The sequence below is a fragment of the Kribbella sp. NPDC003505 genome, from assembly GCF_040610875.1.
In the GTDB taxonomy this organism is placed as follows: domain Bacteria; phylum Actinomycetota; class Actinomycetes; order Propionibacteriales; family Kribbellaceae; genus Kribbella.
Genome location: NZ_JBEXNA010000014.1, coordinates 14,737 through 32,445, shown reverse-complemented (window position 1 = coordinate 32,445; position 17,709 = coordinate 14,737). Strand labels below are relative to the sequence as shown.

Below are 17,709 nucleotides of genomic sequence, written 5' to 3'. Positions count from 1 at the left end.
TGCGCGGCTAGCGCCCCATCTCCTCGCTGGCGGCGGTGGTGACCTCGGCCACGCGGCCGGCCAGCAGCGGCGGCAATGGCAGGTGTACGAGCTCTATGCCGTCGATGAGCGCCCCAGCTACCTCGTTCGAGAGGTACTCGAGGAAGTCGGCGTTGGTGACGACCAGCAGCCGATGACGTGACTGCACGAGAGACAAGTAGTACAGCTCGGCGATCGCATAGCGCAGCTTGCCGACCGGCTTCTTGCCGCCCGAGGTTGCGCCCGAGCTGTTGAGAACAGTGGCAACGACCGTGCCATCGGATGCGACGGCGTTGAAAGACCTCGTGCCACCGGTGTGTAGACGGACTGTGCTCTTGGCGAAGGGCACGCCGTACTGTCGCTCGAGATCACCTCGAGCCCAGTCGATTGCCTCCTGCAGCGCAGCGGTGTTGGCCACCTGCTGAGCGTACCGTTCGTCCGATCGCCATCCGCGATGTTGAGCTCGAGTTGATCCTCGAGCTCAACATCTCTCAGGAGGCGTCGGCTTTGCGGACCCAGACTTCTCGGATGATGAGGAGGATGGCGGCGGCAGAGGGGATCGCGAGGAGGGCGCCGACGACGCCGAGGAGGGCGCCGCCGAGGAGGGCGGCGATGACGGTGACGGCGCCGGGGATGTCGACGGCGCGGCGCATGATGCGTGGGGCCACGATGTAGTTCTCGACCTGCTGGTAGATGATGCCGTAGATCAGGCAGGCGATACCGATCCAGAGACCAGCGGTGAAGCCGATCAGGGCGACCACGACGACGCCGATCAGGCCGCCGACCATCGGGATGAAGTCGCAGAACATCACCACGATCGCCAGCGCCACGGCGTACTCACGCAGGCCGATGATCTCCAGGAAGATGAACATGCAGATACCCGCGCACAGCGCCACCATGAACTGGCCGCTCACATAGCCGCCGACCCGGCCGAGGACCTCGTCGCCGAGGATCGAGACGCGGGTACGGCGGGTGCGGGGGACCAGGCTGTAGGCAGCGCGCTTCACCGAGGGGAGCGACGCGAGGAAGTACAGCGTCAGCACCAGGATCGTGAACGTGTTGAACAGCGCGCCCGCGACCACCCTGCCGACACCGAGGATCCCGCCGAACGCGCGCTGCGCCAGCGCCGGGTCCTGGATGTAGTCCTGGGCCTTCTGGATGAAGTGGTACTTGTTGTCGAGCTCGTTGAGGGTCTTCGACTTGGTCAGCAGGTCGAGCCACTCGGGTGCGTTCTTGATCAGGCTGTTGATCTGGTCGGTGACCACCGGCACGATCGCGAACCCGACGCCGGCGACCGCGAGGATCATCAGCAGGAACACCACGCCGACCGACAGGCCGCGCTTCAGGCCGCGGCGCATGAACCACTCGACGAGCGGGTTCAGGCCGACGGCGATGAACATCGAGACCAGCAGCAGGATCAGGACCGAGCGCGCCTGGCCGGCCGCGTTCCACAGCCCCCAGGCGACGAGCACGCCGAGCGCGGCGAAGAAGCCGAACGTGAACGGGTTGCCCCGGCGCAGTGGCGGGCCCGGCGTACCCATACCGACCGACGGGTGCCGCTGCTCGATCAGCAGCTCGTCGGCGATGTTCGTGTCCGCCGGATGCCCAGCCGCCGCAGCCTCCTCCGCGGCGACGTCCGCCTTGTCCGCGGAGGCGTCGGCCTTGTCGGCAGCAGCGTCGGCCTTGTCCGCGGAGGCGTCGGCCTCGTCGGCCGAGGCGTCCGCCTGGTCGGCGAGAGCGTCGGCCTCGTCGGCGGACGCATCCGCCTGCCGCGCCGAGTCCGCCGCCTCGTCGGAGGACAGGTCCGCAGCATGCGCGGAGCCGGCTGCCTCGTCGGATGACGAGTCGGCCGAACGTGCGGCGGCAGCCGCCTCATCCGAAGAGGAGTCGGCGGCGCGGGCGGCGTCGGTCGCCTGGTCTGCGGAAGAGTCGGCGGTGTCGGCTGCGGCCTCCGCTTCGTTGGCGGAGGTGGTGGCTTGGGTGGCGGCTTGTTCGCTCTTGCCGGCGGCGGCTTCGGCCTTGGCGGCCGCGGACTTCGCTTCGCGCGTTGCCTCGGCGAGGTCCGCGTCCGGGGTCGTTGTGGAGGTGTCGTCGCCGGGTGGCGTCACATCGTGTCCTTCGGGGATCGTGCGCTCGAGCTGGTCGTGTCGTCGGCCGCGGATCCGGACTTGGCGGAGGCGGACGGCCGTGACTTGGCCCGAGTCTGCTCGCTCGCGAGGTCACTCAGCCGGAACTCGTCCACCATCGTGGAGTCCTTCGGCTCCTCGGCGCCCTCGTCGTCGGCGTCGGCCGGCCCGCCGGCGGACCGGCTGGTCTTGTCCGCGAGGTCGTCGGCGTCCTTCGGGTCGACGCGCAGACTGGTGTCGATCCGGGTCTCGTCGACGCGCGCGTCCCCGGCCCCGGCGCCGACGAACGGGCTCGAGCCCGTGAACGGCCCCTCTTCCTCGTCGTCGTACGACGCGTCGCTCGAGCCGGACGCGGCCGGCGTCGCTCCGGGGAACGGATTGTCGGCCGGCGTGGTCGCCGGGTACGGGTTGTCGTCGTCGGCCGGAGCAGCATTGGCCGGAGCAGCATCGGCCGGGGCCTTTGCCGGGAACGCGGCCGAGCCGGCACCGGACGCCGCACCGTCGGACGCCGCACCGTCGGACGCCGCACCGTCGGACGCCGCACCGTCGGACGCCGCACCGTCGGACGCCGCACCATCGGACGCCGCACCATCGGACGCGGCAACGTCGGACGCGGGAACGTCGGATGCGGCAACGTCGGTCGTGGCCGAGCCCGTCGACGCCTCGGGCGAGAACGTGGCTGGCCCCTCGGCGGAGAACGGGCTCACCGCCGGGCCCTCGGAGGCGAACGGGCTGCCCGCGCCGGAGCCGGGTGTGCCGAACGGGCTGCCGCCCTGCGCCCCGCGGCCGGACGGACCACGGTCCGCGAGACCGGACGACGACTCGGTGCCCCGGGCAAACGGGTTCACGTACGGCGCCGCGGCGGTCTCGGAGTCGAGCTCGGCCGCCTGGCGGGCGATGTTGCTGGCGATCTCGTTCAGGCCGGCGATCTGGGTGAGGATGCCGTCGCGGCGCTTCGCCAGCCGCTCGGTCTCGCGGGCGACGACGGTCCGGGACCGTTCCGCCTCGTCGGCCGCGTTCGCGAGCTCGGCCTCGGCGCGGGTCCGCGCGGTGGTGAGGAGCTGCTCGGCCTCCCGGCGGGCGCGCGACAGCGTCCGCTCGGCCGACTCCTCGGCCTCGGCGCGGATCTTGCGGGCCTGCTCGGTCGCCTCGGCCACCCGGCGCTCGGACGCCTCGGCGGCCTCCTTCATCTGGGTGGTCAGGTTCTCGGTGTCGGCCGCGATCTGCTGGTGCTTGTCGGCGAGCTCCTTGGCCTGCTGCTCGCGCTCGTCCGCCAGCCGCGCGCGCAGCGCCGCCGACTCGCGCTGGATCGCGGTCCGGATCTTCTCGGCCTCGTGCAGCGCGCCGTTCTTCAGCGTGCTGGCCTGCGACTCCGCCGTCAGCGTCAGCTGCTCGGCCTTCCGCTGTGCCGCCTGCAGGACCTCCGCGGCCTCGGTTTCGGCGGTCCGTCGGATCTCGGCCGCGTCGCCCTCCGCCGTACGCCGCATGCTGTCGGCCTCGTTGAGCGCGACGGTCCGGATGTCCTCGGCCTCGCGATCGCCGGTCGCGCGCGCGGCCGCCGCCTCCTTGGCGGCGTTCGCGCGCAGCTCCTCGGCCTCGCGCTTGGCCTCCTCGAGCGCCTCGGACGCCTGGTCCTGGGCGAGCCGGAGGATCTGTGCGGCGCGGTCGCCGAGCCCGGCGTACGACGGGTTGGCGCTGGCCTCCAGCTGACGCCGGGTCTCCTCGAGCTGCTGCTGCATCGGCGCGACGCTCTGCTGCAGGCTGTCGGCGCGGTTGCGGGCCTCGACGAGCTGCATCTCCAGCGCGCGGACGTAGTCGTCCACCGCCTGCTTGTCGTACCCGCGGCGGCTGACCGGGAAGCCCCCGGCCGCGGTCGCCGTGCGATCGAAGAACGGCAGGCTCGACTCGTCAGGCATTTCCCGAGATTCCCTTCTGGCGGCTTTCAGTGAATCCCCCACCATAAGCCTGTCAGAACCCCGCTCAAACGCCCAAACGAGCTACCTGTTACGGAAGCGATTAATCGCGTCGAGGTGCTTCTCGCGGAGCGCGGTGTCGCGGACGCCGAGGCCTTCGGCGGGGGCCAGGGTGAGGACGCCGACCTTGCCCTGGTGCAGGTTGCGGTGCACGTCGTACGCCGCCTGCGCGGTGTCCTCGAGCGGGTAGACCTTGCTGACCGTCGGGTGCACCATGCCCTTGGCGATCAGCCGGTTCGCCTCCCAGGCCTCGCGGTAGTTGGCGAAATGAGAGCCGATGATCCGCTTCAGGTTCATCCACAGGTACCGGTTGTCGTACTCGTGCATGAACCCGGACGTCGACGCACACGTCACGATCGTCCCGCCCTTGCGGGCGACGTACACCGAGGCCCCGAATGTCTCCCGCCCCGGATGCTCGAACACGATGTCCGGGTCGTCCCCGCCGGTCAGCTCCCGGATCCGCGCGCCGAACCGTTTCCACTCCTTCTGGTCCTGGGTCGTCTCGTCCTTCCAGAACCGGTACCCCTCGGCGGTCCGGTCGATGATCAGCTCGGCGCCCATCGCGCGGCAGATCTCGGCCTTCTCCGGCGACGACACCACGCAGACCGGGATCGCGCCGCCGTTCAGCGCGAACTGGGTCGCGTACGACCCCAGGCCGCCGGACGCGCCCCAGATCAGCACCACGTCGCCCTGCTTCATGTTGGCGCCGTTGGCCGACACCAGTTGGCGGTACGCCGTGCTGTTCACGAGGCCGGGGGACGCCGCCTCCTCCCAGGTCAGGTGCGCCGGCTTCGGCATCAACTGGTTGGACTTCACCAGCGCCAGCTCCGCCAGGCCGCCGAAGTTCGTCTCGAAGCCCCAGATCCGCTGCTCGGAGTCGAGCATCGTGTCGTTGTGCCCGTCCGGCGACTCCAGTTCGACCGACAGGCAGTGCGCGACCACCTCGTCGCCCGGCTTCCACGCGTTCACGCCCGGGCCGGTCCGCAGGACGACGCCGGCGAGGTCGGAGCCCACCACGTGGTACGGCAGGTCGTGCCGGGCGGTCAGCGGCGACAGCTTCCCGTACCGCTTCAGGAACGAGAACGTCGAGACCGGCTCGAAGATCGACGTCCAGACGGTGTTGTAGTTGATCGCGCTGGCCATCACCGCGACCAGCGCCTCACCCGGGCCGAGCTCGGGGGTCGGGACGTCGTCGAGGTGCAGGCTCTTGCGCGGGTCCTTCTCCTTCGCGTCCAGGCCCTCGAACATCGTCGCCTCGTCGGCGTGCACGGTGATGCCCCGGTAGTGGTCCGGTACATCGAGCTCACCGACGGCGGCAGTGTCGCCGGAGAGGATCGCATCGAGGATCTGCTTCACGAAAGTACCTCCTGGAACGGCGGTCTGTGTGAGCGGAACTTACCGTCGAGTATGCACGCGTGGCTGTGCCCTGTAACACAGCGGAGGACGGGTGAGACGACCGTCACTTTTCCAGTCCACCGCTGTCAGTGGTCTTATCGCAGTCGCGTGTGCAGCCGTACCTGCGTGAAGTCGTCGCCCGATCGCAGTTGCGCCAGGTCGCACAACTGGTTGGCCAGCCAGACGCCCCGGCCGCCGAGCCCGTCCAGCGGCGGCAGCACGCGTCCGATCAGCAGGTCGTCGATCCGCCCGTGGTCCAGTACGTCGCAGATCAGCGTGCCGTCGGCGATCCACACCGCCAGCCGGCCGCGCCCGCCGCCGAACCGGATGCTGTTCGTGCAGATCTCGTGCAGGGCGAGCGACAGATCCTCGAGCCGGTCCCGCGACACCCCGTGCGAGGCCGCCTGTCCGCTCAGCCACTGCTGGATCTCCCCGAGCTCGCCCGGCCCGAACTCCCAGCGCTCGGCCCGGTCCGGGATGTCGTCCAGCGCGGTCCGGAACACCTTCTCCGCAAGGGCATCCGCGCCCGCGTGGGTCTCGGTCGGGTCGATCCCGACGGACGCCTGGTACGCGCAGCACAACCGGAACGACCGGTCGCGCGCGAACGCGATCCCGGTCAGCGCCTCGTGCAGCAGCACCTCGTCGTACGCCGCCTGGCTGCGGCCGGGGTAGCCCGGCTCGCCGAGCCCACGGACCGGGCCGGGGTGCCGGTCGAGGATCTCCCGCCAGAACGGGATCAGCCGCGCGGGGTTGCCCCCGGCAACGGTCATGTCGGTGAAGCAGACGTCGTGCCGCAACGGTCCGAGGGCGTCGCGCAGCACGGCGATCCGCTCCGGTGGCAGCACGGCCACGATGGTTTCCCCCGCCGCCAGCCCCTGCCGTACGAACCTGCCCGCGCGCTGCACGAACTCCTCGTCCGACGCGTGGACGAAGACGTCGTGCTCGAACCCGGCCGGCGCACCATGGGAGGAATCGGTGGCGCTGTCCTTCAGCACCCGCACAGCTTAGGCCAGGTCTGGTAACTCGAGGCGGTGTTTTAGCGAGCCGTCACGCCGGGTGGGAGGCCGGTGGCTCCACGAGTTCGACGAGCACGCCGCCGGCCGATTTCGGGTGGACGAAGTTGACCCGCGAGCCGGCCGTGCCGCGCTTCGGCTCGTCGTACAGGAGCCGGGCGCCGCGCTCCCGGAGGACCTCGGAGACGGCGTCGAGGTCGCTGACGCGGTAGGCGAGTTGCTGGATGCCCGGGCCGCGCTGGTCGAGGAACCTGGCGATCGGCGAGGCGTCCGACAGCGGCGCCAGCAGCTGGATCGAGGAGCCCGAGTCGCCGACCGAGAGCATCGCCTCCCGGACGCCCTGCTCCTCGTTGACCTCCTCGTGCGCCACGGTCATGCCGAACACGTCGGCGTAGTACCGGACGGCCTCGTCGAAGTCGGGCACCGCGATGCCGACGTGGTCGATCGCGTCGAACAACTGATCCATCCCGCCAGCGTGGCCCAGGACGTCTGCCGAGGCCATCGAAAGTGGCCCACGTGACAGTTCGGGGCACGATCCGTGTGACCCGTCTGACGTGCTCGAGCAGCGGCGTACCAGTGCCTTCGCAGGTATCGTGACGGCATGTCTGACACGCGGAACTCAAGCGTCATCGTCGCCGGTGCACGGACCCCGATCGGGCGGTTGCTGGGTGGCCTCAAGGGCTTCACCGGCGCCGAGCTCGGCGGGTTCGCGATCAAGGGCGCACTGGACAAGGCCGGCGTCGCGCCGGACCAGGTCGAGTACGTCGTCATGGGCCAGGTCCTGCAGGCCGGCGGCGGTCAGATCACCGCCCGTCAGGCCGCGGTCAAGGGCGGCATCCCGATGGACGTCCCGGCCATCACCATCAACAAGGTCTGCCTGTCCGGGCTGAACGCGATCGCCCTCGCCGACCAGCTGATCCGCGCCGGCGAGTACGAGATCGTCGTGGCCGGCGGCATGGAGTCGATGACCAACGCGCCGCACCTGCTGCCGAAGTCCCGCGAGGGCTTCAAGTACGGCGACACCACGCTGGTCGACTCGATGGCATACGACGGGCTGTGGGACGCGTTCACCGACCAGGCGATGGGTGCGCTGACGGACCAGCAGAACAACACCGTCGAGAAGCTGAGCCGCGAGGAGCAGGACGAGTTCAGCGCCCGTTCGCACCAGCGCGCCGCCGAGGCCTGGAAGAACGGCCTGTTCGCCGACGAGGTGGTCCCGGTCGAGGTGCCGCAGCGCAAGGGCGACCCGATCGTGGTCGACAGCGACGAAGGCGTCCGCGGCGACACCTCGGTCGAGGCGCTGGCCAAGCTGCGGCCGGCCTTCGGCAAGGACGGCACCATCACCGCCGGTTCGGCCTCGCAGATCTCCGACGGCGGCTGCGCGGTCGTCGTGATGAGCAAGGCGAAGGCCGAAGAGCTCGGGCTCAGCTGGATCGCCGAGATCGGCGCGCACGGCTCGGTCGCCGGTCCGGACTCGACCCTGCAGAGCCAGCCGGCGAACGCGATCGTGAAGGCCTGCGCGAAGGAAGGCATTGCGCCGGCCGACCTCGACCTGATCGAGATCAACGAGGCGTTCGCGGCGGTCGGGATCGCGTCCGCGCGCGAGCTGCAGGTCGGCGAGGACAAGGTGAACGTGAACGGCGGCGCGATCGCGCTCGGCCACCCGATCGGGATGTCCGGCGCGCGTCTGGTGCTGCACCTGGCGCTCGAGCTCGGCCGCCGCGGCGGCGGTGTCGGAGCGGCCGCGCTGTGTGGCGGCGGCGGCCAGGGCGACGCACTCATCGTGCGGGTCCCGCAGAGCTGACGCCGAGCTGACGCAGAGCTGATGCCACGTCGTACGGCGCCTGTCGGCGAGCTGGTCGAGCGGGCCCGGGAGGGTGACTCCCGGGCCGTGGCCCGGCTGATCTCGCTGGTCGAGGACGAGTCGCCGCTGTTGCGGGACGTGATGGCCACGCTGGCGCCGTACGCGGGCCATGCGCACATCGTCGGCATCACCGGGTCGCCGGGCGTCGGCAAGTCGACGTCGACGTCGGCCCTGGTGTCGGCGTACCGGGAGACCGGGAAGCGGGTCGGCGTGCTCGCGGTCGACCCGTCGTCGCCGTTCTCGGGCGGCGCACTGCTCGGCGACCGGGTGCGGATGCAGGACCACGCGACCGATCGCGGGGTGTTCATCCGGTCGATGGCCTCGCGCGGGCATCTCGGCGGGCTGTCGTGGTCGACGCCGCAGGCGCTGCGGGTGCTGGACGCGGCCGGCTTCGACGTGGTGCTGGTGGAGACCGTCGGCGTCGGGCAGTCCGAGGTCGAGATCGCCGGGATGGCGGACACCACGCTGGTGCTGCTGGCGCCCGGGATGGGCGACGGCATCCAGGCGGCCAAGGCCGGGATCCTCGAGGTCGGCGACATCTACGTGGTGAACAAGGCCGACCGGGACGGCGTCCAGTCGGTCACCCGGGACCTCCGGGCGATGCTGGCGCTGGCCGAGCGCGCCGAGGGGGCCTGGTCGCCGCCGATCCTGAAGACGGTTGCGTCCCGCAACGAGGGCGTCGCCGAGGTGGTGCAGGCGATCGAGGACCGGCTGGAGTGGATGCGCGGGAACGGCGTGCTCACCGACCGCCGGCGCAGTCGCGCCCGGGACGAGATCGAGGCGATCGCGACCACCGCGCTCCGCGCCCGGTTCGCGCACCTGCACGGTGACGCCCGGCTCGACGTGCTCGCGGCGAAGGTCGCGGACGGGGACACCGACCCCTATTCGGCTGCCGACGAGTTGATCGCCGCGTTGTGACGATTGTCTCGCTGTGGAACAATCGACCACGCAGTGTCACATTGTGTCTTTGCTTTTCGTTCACCGGGAGTTGTGCCGAATCCGGGCAAATACCGCAGGATTTACGCTGAGTGCGGTGGTCCCCGTCTCAGGGCGGCGCGCCGATGGCTGCCGTGCCCCCCAATCCGTTACAGAATGGACCTTGTAGCTGGTGAGCATTGTGCGGTGGGCTGTGTTCAGTCAGTGACAATTGGTGACGGTCCGTGATACAAACTCAAACACAGTCGACCGAGTGGGTTAGGAACAAGGAGTGGCGACATGCCGAAGAAGCTGTTGATCTGGTCGCTCATCGCCTTTGCCGGCTTCTATCTGTTCACTCAGCCGGCCAACGCCGCCAACGCGGTAGGTGGCGCGTTCTCGGCTGTTGGTGACGCTTTCACCAGCGTCATCGCCTTCCTGACAGCGCTGTTCAGCTGATCTGCCGTTTCGAGTGTCCCGTGACGCGCCGTCGTGCGGGACACTTGGATGTACGGGGTCACACAACAGCGTGACAGGGGAGTGAGCGGATGGCCGGAATAGGCCTGTTCCGGATCTTCGACCCGAAGGTCCGGCGCCATCTGATCTCGGACGAGGGCGAAGTCGTCATCGACGAGGTCCGGCAGCACTGGGTGGTGTACTCGGTGCCGATGCTCGAGGTGGTGCTGGCGGCGGCGCTGCTGGTCACGATGGCCACCACCTCGATCGGCGGGCAGCCGGTGCTGCTGGCCATCGTGCTCGTGCTGTGCGCGCATGCCTTCTGGCAGTTCCTCACCCACCATCGGGACCGGTTCGTGGTCACCAACATGCGGGTGATGCGGATCCGCGGCGTGTTCTCCCAGACCGTCGCGACGACCCCGATCGCGCGGGTCCTCGACATCACCCTGCAGAAGCCGATCATCGGCAGGGTCTTCGGTTACGGCCACTTCGTCTTCGAGTCCGCCGCGCAGGACCAGGGCTTCCGCGAGATCAAGTGGGTCAGCCGGCCCGACGACCGCGACCTGACCATCCAGCGCGTCATCCAGCGCACCGGCCTGCGGGCCTCGGCGAGTGTCGACGTGCTCCAGGGGGACGAGGACTCCGACGACGACGGCACCGGTCCGATCGGGATGGACTCGGCGCAGGAGGTCATCGCGAGTACGCCGGCGCCGGCCGCCGCGCAGCAGTCCCGTCCGGCGTCTCCGCCGTCGTCCGGCTCGAAGTCGATCTTCAACAGCGAGCGCGGCAACTGGACCGACAGCGACTGACGACCCACGCCACCGCGCCGGAGACGATCCTCCGCCTGTCCGACAGGGCTGACCATCTGAGGGGTCAACCCCGGTGGTGGTGGCTTATGCCCCCTGTATGCGGAGTGTCAACCAGCGATCTCGGGGGTTGACCCCTCAGATGGTCGAGGCTGGGCGGGTGGGGGGCCGCCGGTTTGTGGTGAAGCGGGAGTCGGCGAGTTCCTGGAAGCTCGCACGGCGGCGTTCCCGGTGGCGGCGTTCGGGATGGTCGGGCGGGGCGACGGCCAGCGCTTGGTCCAGTTCGCTGACGGCTTCGGCGTACCGGTTGGTGCGGGCGAGCAACTCGGCCCGGACCGCGTGCCGGCGGGAGCTGGGCGGGATCGCGTCGAGCAGTTCGAGCGCGGTCTCCACCTCGCCGGTTTCGGCGATGGCGACGACGCGGGCCAGGTCGGCGGCCGGGCTGGGGGAGACCTCGACGAGCAGGTCGTACAACCGGACGATCTCGCGCCAGTCGGTCGCGGTGTAGCTGGGGACGCGCGCGTGCTCGGCCGCGATCGCGGCCTGCAACTGATAGGCGTCGGCCTGCCGGGCGGACCGCTCGAGTGAGTCGTTGAGCAGCGCCACGCCGCGCGTGATGAGTTCCTGGTCCCACAACGAGCGGTCCTGCAGGTCGAGCGTGACGACGTCGCCGGCGTCGTCGAGGCGGGCCGGTCGGCGCGCCTCGGTGAGGAGCAGGAGCGCGAGAACGGCGGTCGGCGTGGGCTGACCGGGGAGCAGCGCGTGCAGAAGCTCGGCCAGCCGGATCGCCTCGCCGCACAGGTCGACGTCGTACGCCGCGTCGCCCTCGGCCGGTGCATGACCGGCTGTGTAGAGGCTGTGGATGACCGCGCAGACCGCGGGCAGCCGTTCGGGGAGCTCGTCCTCCGTGGGCACGCGGTACGGGATCCGGGCGGCCGCGATCTTCTGCCGCGCCCGCACCAAGCGCTTGGTCGTCGCCGCCTCGGTGGTGAGCAGGACGCCGGCGATCTGGGCGGGGGAGAGGCCGCAGAGAGTGCGCAGCGCGAGCGCGACCCGGGTCGGCGGGGACAGCGACGGGTGGCAGCAGGTGAAGATCAGTCGCAGCAGGTCGTCTTGGACGACGTCCTCGGTGTCGACCTCCCGCCTGGACAGCTCGATCAGGTCCGCGCCGTCGCGCTCCTTCGCGCCGCGCGACTGCTCCCGGCGGATGATGTCGATCGCCTTGCGCCGCGCGGTCACCGTGAGCCAGGCGCGCGGTTCCGGCGGTACGCCGGTGACCGGCCACGCGCCGAGCGCCGCCACCGCCGCTTCCTGGACGGCGTCCTCGGCGAGCTGGACGTTGCCGACGGTCCGGATCAGGGTCGCGAGGATCCGCGTCCCCTCGATCCGGATCGTCTCGGCGAGGGCGTCGTGGTTCATCTGGCCAGGATGACCGGCCTGACCTCGACCGCGCCGCCCCAGGCGGCCGGGATCTCGGCGGCGATCCGCACCGCTTCCTCGAGGTCGGCGGCCTCGATCAGGTAGTAGCCGGTCAGCGCTTCCTTGGTCTCGGCGTACGGTCCGTCGGTGGTGACCACCGGTCCGCCGCGGGCGCCCTCGACCCGGACGACGGTCGCCGTCGAGGTCGGGTGCAGCACGGCGCTCGCCTTGACCTGCTCGGCGAACTCGGCCCCGAACCTGCGGTACTCGGCCAGCTCCTCGGCCTGCTCGGGCGCCCACCAGTCGACGTCGGCGGTGTAGGTCAGTGCAAGGTACTGCGCCATGGGAGTCCTCCTTCTCGTCTGTTGTGAAGGGAACGAACGCCAACCCCCACAGAGGACATCATCACTGCGAAGCCTCGGAAATTCTTCCGCGGAAGGCGCGCACCACGTTCGGGTCGCCGGCGACCTCGATCGCGTCCTCGCCGGCCCTGCCCCACAGCCACAGATAGACCTGCGCCGGATCCCCGGTGACCTCCGCCGCCGCATCCCCCTCGGCCCCTTGCCGTACGTCGACCCGCGTCGCGTCGGCGGACACGGTCCAGGAGCGGCCGGCGGCGGTGAGCCGGACCGTCGCGTCGATCGGGTACGCCGTGTCGCCCTCCTCCCACCACGGACCGCCGAGCGTCGGGTACAGGATCTCGTCGATGCCGTCGAGGGCCAGCTCGGGATCGATCGGGCTGACCGCGTCGTGCGCCTGCTCGACGTCGATCCGGTGCACGACGGTCTCGTGCGCCATCCGCCGGTGCCAGAACGCCGACGTCGGGTCGCGCGGGCTGAACGTCCACGTCGGCGTCCCGGTCCCGGCCGCCGCCAGCGCGTCGACGATCGCCGCCCGCGCCTCGTCGTACCACTCCAAGGAGGTGCGGCCGGAGAAGTCCGGCGGCCAGGGGTCGGGGAGGGCGCCGAGCTTCAGCACCTCGACCTTGTGCACGTAGACCGTCGCGACGTGCCGCACCACGTCGTCGACCGTCCACCCCGGGCAACTCGGCACGGCCGCGTCGAGCCCGGTCCGCGCCACCTCGCCGAGCCGGGCGCTCTCGGCCCGCACGTGCTCCAGAAAGTCCATGCCCGAACCATCGCAGGGTCCATGGACAGTTTCAGGCGCGCACCTTCAGACGCTTCGCGCCTTGAGCGCCGCCTCCCAGTCCTCGGTCTCGGTGTGGCTGATCTCGACGACCCGCTCGGCGAGCAGTTTCACCGGGTCGCCGGCCTTGGCGTACCGGCCGGCCTTCTGGGCGTACAGCCAGGCCTCGTTCCGCAACTCCTGCGCGGTCCGGGTGTAGGTCGGGTAGGAGTCCTTGAACCCGAACAAGGTCCGGATCCCCTCGGCCAGCGCGATCACACCGCCCAGCGTCGGAGCGAGCCAGGTGGGCGCCTTGATGGCCACGGAGATGGCGATCACCAGGGCGGCCAGGAGTTGCACGGTGCCGAGCGCCCGGTACCAGATACGGGCCCGCCGGGACTGCGCGGCGTACCAACGGAACCGGATGCTGATCAGCTGCTCGGCGGGCGCGTCGGTCCCCAGTGCGGGGAAGTCCGAATCTCTGAGTCTTCTCGACATGGTGGGACAAGTGTGGGGTTAAGGTTCCGCCCATGGCCAGGAAGAGGGCGTTGCCGTTCGATCCGATCGACGAGGCGTCGCGGCAGTGGGGCCGGCGCTGGGGCGCCGTCGAGCAGATGCGGGCGGTCACGTCGCTGATGCGCGCGCAGCAGATCGTGATCAACGAGCTGGACGAGATCCTCCGCAAGCACGGTCTGACCTTCGCCCGGTTCGAGGCGCTGGTGCTGCTCACGTTCTCGCGCCGCGGGTCGCTGCCGCTCGGCAAGATGGGGGAGCGGCTGCAGGTGCACCCGACCTCGGTGACGTCGATCGTGCGCCGGCTGGAGGCGGCCGGGCTGGTGACCCGGACGCCGCACCCCGACGACGGCCGCGCGGTGCTCTGCGAGATCACCCCCGAGGGCCGCGACCTGGTCGAACGCGCCACCGCCGACCTGGTTGCCGCGGACTTCGCGCTGTCCGGCCTCACCGACGACCAGCTGAAGATGCTCTGGTCGGTCCTCGAACCGCTCCGCCACAACGCCGGCGACTTCACCTGACGGGCGGACGCCCACCGCTCACCAACCGCGCCACGAACCACGCCGGCACGCTTGGGGCCGGGCGACCCGGCGCGCTCCGCGAAGGTTGGTGAGTGACGGGCGTCCGGCATTGGAAAATAGTTGGACGTCCTAGTATTTTGGGACCAGTCTCTAGGGAGGTCTGACTGATGGATGCCGAGCAGATCGCGGCCGGCCGGAGCCGGTGGCAGCAGCGGTACGACGCGGCTCGGAAGCGGGAGGCGGATTTCACCACGCTCTCCGGCACCCCGGTCCAGCCGGTGTACGGGCCGCCCGAGGGGGTCGACGACCCGCGGATGGAGCGGATCGGCTGGCCGGGCGAGTTCCCGTTCACCCGCGGGCTGTACGCGACCGGCTATCGCGGCCGCACCTGGACGATCCGTCAGTTCGCCGGCTTCGGCAACGCCGAGCAGACCAACGAGCGGTACAAGATGATCCTGAACGGCGGCGGTGGCGGCCTGTCGGTCGCGTTCGACATGCCGACGCTGATGGGCCGCGATTCCGACGACCCGAAGTCGCTCGGCGAGGTCGGGCACTGCGGTGTGGCGATCGACTCGGCCGCCGACATGGACCGGCTGTTCAAGGACATCCCGCTCCAGGACGTCACCACCTCGATGACGATCTCCGGCCCCGCCGTACCGGCCTTCTGCATGTACCTGGTCGCCGCCGAGCGCCAGGGCGCGGACATCTCGAAGCTGAACGGGACGCTGCAGACCGACATCTTCAAGGAGTACATCGCGCAGAAGGAGTGGCTGTTCCCGCCGGAGCCGCACCTGCGCCTGATCGGCGACCTGATGGAGTACTGCGCGACCACGATCCCGGCGTACAAGCCGCTCAGTGTCTCCGGCTACCACATCCGCGAGGCCGGCTCGACGGCCGCGCAGGAGCTCGCCTACACGCTCGCCGACGGCTTCGGGTACGTCGAGCTCGGGCTGTCCCGCGGCCTGGACGTCGACGTGTTCGCGCCCGGCCTGTCGTTCTTCTTCGACAGCCACCTGGACTTCTTCGAGGAGATCGCCAAGTTCCGGGCCGCCCGCCGGATCTGGGCGCGCTGGCTGCGCGACGTGTACGGGGCGAAGACCGACAAGGCGCAGTGGCTGCGGTTCCACACCCAGACCGCGGGTGTCTCGCTGACGGCGCAGCAGCCGTACAACAACGTCGTACGGACCGCCGTCGAGGCGCTCGCCGCCGTGCTCGGCGGGACGAACTCGTTGCACACCAACGCGCTCGACGAGACCCTCGCGCTGCCGACCGCCGAGTCGGCCGAGATCGCGCTGCGCACCCAGTCGGTGCTGATGGAGGAGGTCGGCGTCACGAACGTGGCCGACCCGCTCGGCGGGTCCTGGTACGTCGAAGCGCTCACCGACGAGATCGAGGCCGAGGCCGAGGAGATCTTCGCGCGGATCAAGGAGCTGAGCCCGGACGAGACGATGACCGGCGGCATCCTGCGCGGGATCGAGGACGGCTGGTTCATGGCCGAGATCGCCGACGCCGCGTTCGAGTACCAGCAGAAGCTCGAGAAGGGGGAGAAGAAGATCGTCGGCGTGAACACGCTCACCGACACGGTGTCCGGCGAGCTGGAGATCCTCCGGGTCTCGCACGAGGTCGAGGTCGAGCAGTGCCGGGTGCTGGCGGAGCGCAAGTCCCACCGCGACGAGGACCGGGTACGTCGTACGCTAACGGCTCTGGTGGAGGCGGCCAGCGGCACTGGCAACCTGATCGAGCCCATGCTGGAGGCGGTGCGTGCGGAGGCCACGATGGGGGAAATCTGTCACGTTCTTCGGGAACAGTGGGGAGAGTACCGAGAGCCCGCCCGATTCTGACGAGCCGCCACCGTCCGGTCAGGACGGCGCCCGCGATCCGGCCGACGGCCGCCGGGTCGTGGTCTGCGGTTCGGACCGGACGATGCTGCGCGTGGTGACCGAGCTGGTCAGTTCCGGCGAGCGGGTGACCGCGATCGTGAACCCGGCGTCCCGGCACTACGACCGGATCGGCGAGCTCGGCGCGACCGTGATGGGCGCGCGGGTGATCAGCGAGGGACTGCTGCGCCGGGCAGGGGTCGATGCGGACGACGACGGTACGCCGTCCACTGCCCGCGCCCTGGTGCTGCTGGACACCGACGACGTCCACAACGTGCACACCGCCCTGACCGCGCGGGACATGGATCCGGAGCTGCGGATCGTCGTCCAGATGGTGAACCCGCGGCTCAGCAAGCAGTTGAACGACCTGCTCGGCGACTGCGTGGTGATCAACGGGCCGTCGCTGGCCGCGCCCGCGTTCGTGTCGGACGCGCTCGAGGACGACGAGCTGACCTGGATGGAGCTCGGCGGTCAGCGCGTCGTCGTGGGGCCGGCCGACCTGATCCGCGAGCCGCACCTGACGGTGCTCGCGGACACCACCTCGTCGGCCACACCGCAGTTGCTGCCGACGTCGAGCGCGGACCCGGACGGCGACCTCGTGCTCGGCACCGGCGTACGGCCGATCTGGCGCAGCCGCGACGTCCGTCCCGCGGGCTGGTTCATGGCGGTTCGCGACATCCTGGACAGCCGGGTGCGCAAGATCGCCGCGGTGATGGCGCTCCTGGTCGCGGCCGGTACGGCGATCGTCCACTACTTCGGCGGGATCGAGTGGTGGCGGGCGCTCTATCTCGCGGTCGGCGTGGTGACCTCGGCGGGGATCGACGACGACAAGTTCAACGATGCCCAGCCGTGGGTGAAGGTCAGTGCGGTCATGGTGCAGCTGACCGGGATCGTGCTGATGGCGCTGCTGACCGCGGTCGTGGTCGACTCGCTGATCGGCGCCCGGCTGTCGCGGATCATCGGCGGCGTCCGCGGCCGGCCGCGCAACCACGTCGTGGTGTGCGGCCTCGGGACGGTCGGCGCGCGGGTGCTGGAGATCCTCACCGAGCGCGGCGTCGCGGTCGTCGGCGTCGACCAGGACGAGGACGCGCCCGGCGTCCAGGTCGCGCACCGGCTGCGGATCCCGGTCGTGATCGGGGACAGCAGCAACGAGGAGACGCTGCGGTCGGCCGGCGTCCAGCGCTGCCAGTCGGTGCTCGCGATCACCGACGGCGACATCACCAACCTGGAGTCGGCGATGGTGGCCCGGGACCTGAACCCGGAGGCCCGGATCACGATGCGGATGTTCGACCACGACCTCGCGCAGCGTGTCGAGCGCCGGCTGGGCCTCGGCCACAGCCGGTCGGTGTCGATGCTGGTGGCGCCGGCGGTCGCGGCCGCGGTCGCCAACCGGCGCAAGCAGGTGACGATCCCGGCCGGGCGCCGCGTCCTGCTGCTGACCGAGGTGAACGTCGAGTCCGGATCGGTCGCGGGCGGGCTGCGGCTCGGCGAGCTGGACGAGGCCGGCGGGCTGCGGGTGCTGGCCCGGCAGGACTTCGACGGTCCGTGGGACTGGGATCCGGAGCCGGATCGGGTGCTGCGCCCGGGGGACCGGCTCGCGGTCGCGGGCACCCGCAGCGGGCTCGCCCGGCTGCTGATGGCGACCCGGGCGCAGCGCGGTTCGGCCGCGTCGTAGAGGATAGAGCTGT

17 protein-coding genes are annotated in these 17,709 nt (G+C 70.4%); 7 read left to right on the top strand and 10 right to left on the bottom strand.

Annotation, left to right across the window (positions count from 1 at the left end; genetic code table 11):
• Nucleotides 1-7: 7 nt before the first annotated feature.
• The 6 genes from ABZX12_RS36150 to mce form a co-directional block, all read right to left on the bottom strand.
• Nucleotides 8-436, bottom strand: a complete 429-nt coding sequence (locus ABZX12_RS36150) for a hypothetical protein (RefSeq protein ID WP_355699954.1) — start codon at nt 434-436, stop codon at nt 8-10.
• A gap of 73 nt (nt 437-509) precedes the next feature.
• Nucleotides 510-2,126, bottom strand: coding sequence for an AI-2E family transporter (locus tag ABZX12_RS36145; RefSeq protein ID WP_355699953.1), 1,617 nt, complete (start codon nt 2,124-2,126; stop codon nt 510-512).
• Complete coding sequence (locus ABZX12_RS36140; protein ID WP_355699952.1) at nt 2,123-4,060, bottom strand: transposase; 1,938 nt, start codon at nt 4,058-4,060, stop codon at nt 2,123-2,125. The genes ABZX12_RS36145 and ABZX12_RS36140 overlap by 4 nt, the downstream gene beginning before the upstream one ends.
• 81 nt (nt 4,061-4,141) lie before the next feature.
• The gene (gene ccrA, locus ABZX12_RS36135) at nt 4,142-5,473 is read right to left on the bottom strand and encodes a crotonyl-CoA carboxylase/reductase (RefSeq protein ID WP_355699951.1); all 1,332 of its coding nucleotides are present in this window, start codon (nt 5,471-5,473) and stop codon (nt 4,142-4,144) included.
• A 134-nt stretch (nt 5,474-5,607) separates the two neighbouring features.
• The gene (locus ABZX12_RS36130; protein WP_355699950.1) at nt 5,608-6,507 is read right to left on the bottom strand and encodes a sensor histidine kinase; all 900 of its coding nucleotides are present in this window, start codon (nt 6,505-6,507) and stop codon (nt 5,608-5,610) included.
• A 52-nt stretch (nt 6,508-6,559) separates the two neighbouring features.
• A complete protein-coding gene (gene mce, locus ABZX12_RS36125) occupies nt 6,560-6,991 on the bottom strand; it encodes a methylmalonyl-CoA epimerase (protein ID WP_355699949.1) in 432 nt (143 codons plus the stop codon).
• A gap of 135 nt (nt 6,992-7,126) precedes the next feature.
• Here mce and ABZX12_RS36120 point away from each other — a divergent pair, with 135 nt between their 5' ends.
• The 4 genes from ABZX12_RS36120 (at nt 7,127) to ABZX12_RS36105 (ending at nt 10,569) form a co-directional block, all read left to right on the top strand.
• Complete coding sequence (locus ABZX12_RS36120) at nt 7,127-8,329, top strand: acetyl-CoA C-acetyltransferase (RefSeq protein WP_355699948.1); 1,203 nt, start codon at nt 7,127-7,129, stop codon at nt 8,327-8,329.
• A gap of 21 nt (nt 8,330-8,350) precedes the next feature.
• Entirely contained in the window at nt 8,351-9,307 is a 957-nt protein-coding gene (gene meaB, locus ABZX12_RS36115) for a methylmalonyl Co-A mutase-associated GTPase MeaB (RefSeq protein WP_355699947.1), read from the top strand.
• 297 nt (nt 9,308-9,604) lie between these two features.
• Complete coding sequence (locus tag ABZX12_RS36110; protein ID WP_355483178.1) at nt 9,605-9,763, top strand: hypothetical protein; 159 nt, start codon at nt 9,605-9,607, stop codon at nt 9,761-9,763.
• Nucleotides 9,764-9,852: 89 nt separating this feature from the next.
• Nucleotides 9,853-10,569, top strand: coding sequence for a PH domain-containing protein (locus tag ABZX12_RS36105; protein ID WP_355699946.1), 717 nt, complete (start codon nt 9,853-9,855; stop codon nt 10,567-10,569).
• Between the two features lie 135 nt (nt 10,570-10,704).
• Here ABZX12_RS36105 and ABZX12_RS36100 read toward each other — a convergent pair whose 3' ends face one another.
• The 4 genes from ABZX12_RS36100 to ABZX12_RS36085 form a co-directional block, all read right to left on the bottom strand.
• On the bottom strand, nt 10,705-11,985 hold the full coding sequence (locus ABZX12_RS36100; protein WP_355699945.1) for a DUF6596 domain-containing protein: 1,281 nt from the start codon (nt 11,983-11,985) through the stop codon (nt 10,705-10,707).
• Nucleotides 11,982-12,329 (bottom strand): YciI family protein, encoded by a 348-nt coding sequence (locus ABZX12_RS36095; protein ID WP_355699944.1) that lies wholly within the window; start codon nt 12,327-12,329, stop codon nt 11,982-11,984. The genes ABZX12_RS36100 and ABZX12_RS36095 overlap by 4 nt, the downstream gene beginning before the upstream one ends.
• Nucleotides 12,330-12,390: 61 nt before the next feature.
• A complete protein-coding gene (locus ABZX12_RS36090; protein WP_355699943.1) occupies nt 12,391-13,113 on the bottom strand; it encodes a maleylpyruvate isomerase family mycothiol-dependent enzyme in 723 nt (240 codons plus the stop codon).
• A 45-nt stretch (nt 13,114-13,158) separates the two neighbouring features.
• Nucleotides 13,159-13,608: a DUF4231 domain-containing protein gene (locus ABZX12_RS36085; protein ID WP_355699942.1), complete on the bottom strand. Its 450-nt coding sequence runs from the start codon at nt 13,606-13,608 to the stop codon at nt 13,159-13,161.
• A 32-nt stretch (nt 13,609-13,640) separates the two neighbouring features.
• Here ABZX12_RS36085 and ABZX12_RS36080 point away from each other — a divergent pair, with 32 nt between their 5' ends.
• From ABZX12_RS36080 to ABZX12_RS36070, 3 genes are all read left to right on the top strand, one after another.
• Nucleotides 13,641-14,144 (top strand): MarR family transcriptional regulator, encoded by a 504-nt coding sequence (locus ABZX12_RS36080; RefSeq protein ID WP_355699941.1) that lies wholly within the window; start codon nt 13,641-13,643, stop codon nt 14,142-14,144.
• A gap of 167 nt (nt 14,145-14,311) precedes the next feature.
• Nucleotides 14,312-15,985 (top strand): methylmalonyl-CoA mutase family protein, encoded by a 1,674-nt coding sequence (locus ABZX12_RS36075; RefSeq protein ID WP_355699940.1) that lies wholly within the window; start codon nt 14,312-14,314, stop codon nt 15,983-15,985.
• Nucleotides 15,906-17,696: an NAD-binding protein gene (locus ABZX12_RS36070; protein WP_355699939.1), complete on the top strand. Its 1,791-nt coding sequence runs from the start codon at nt 15,906-15,908 to the stop codon at nt 17,694-17,696. Before ABZX12_RS36075 ends, ABZX12_RS36070 begins: the two co-directional genes overlap by 80 nt.
• The last annotated feature ends 13 nt before the right edge of the window (nt 17,697-17,709 follow it).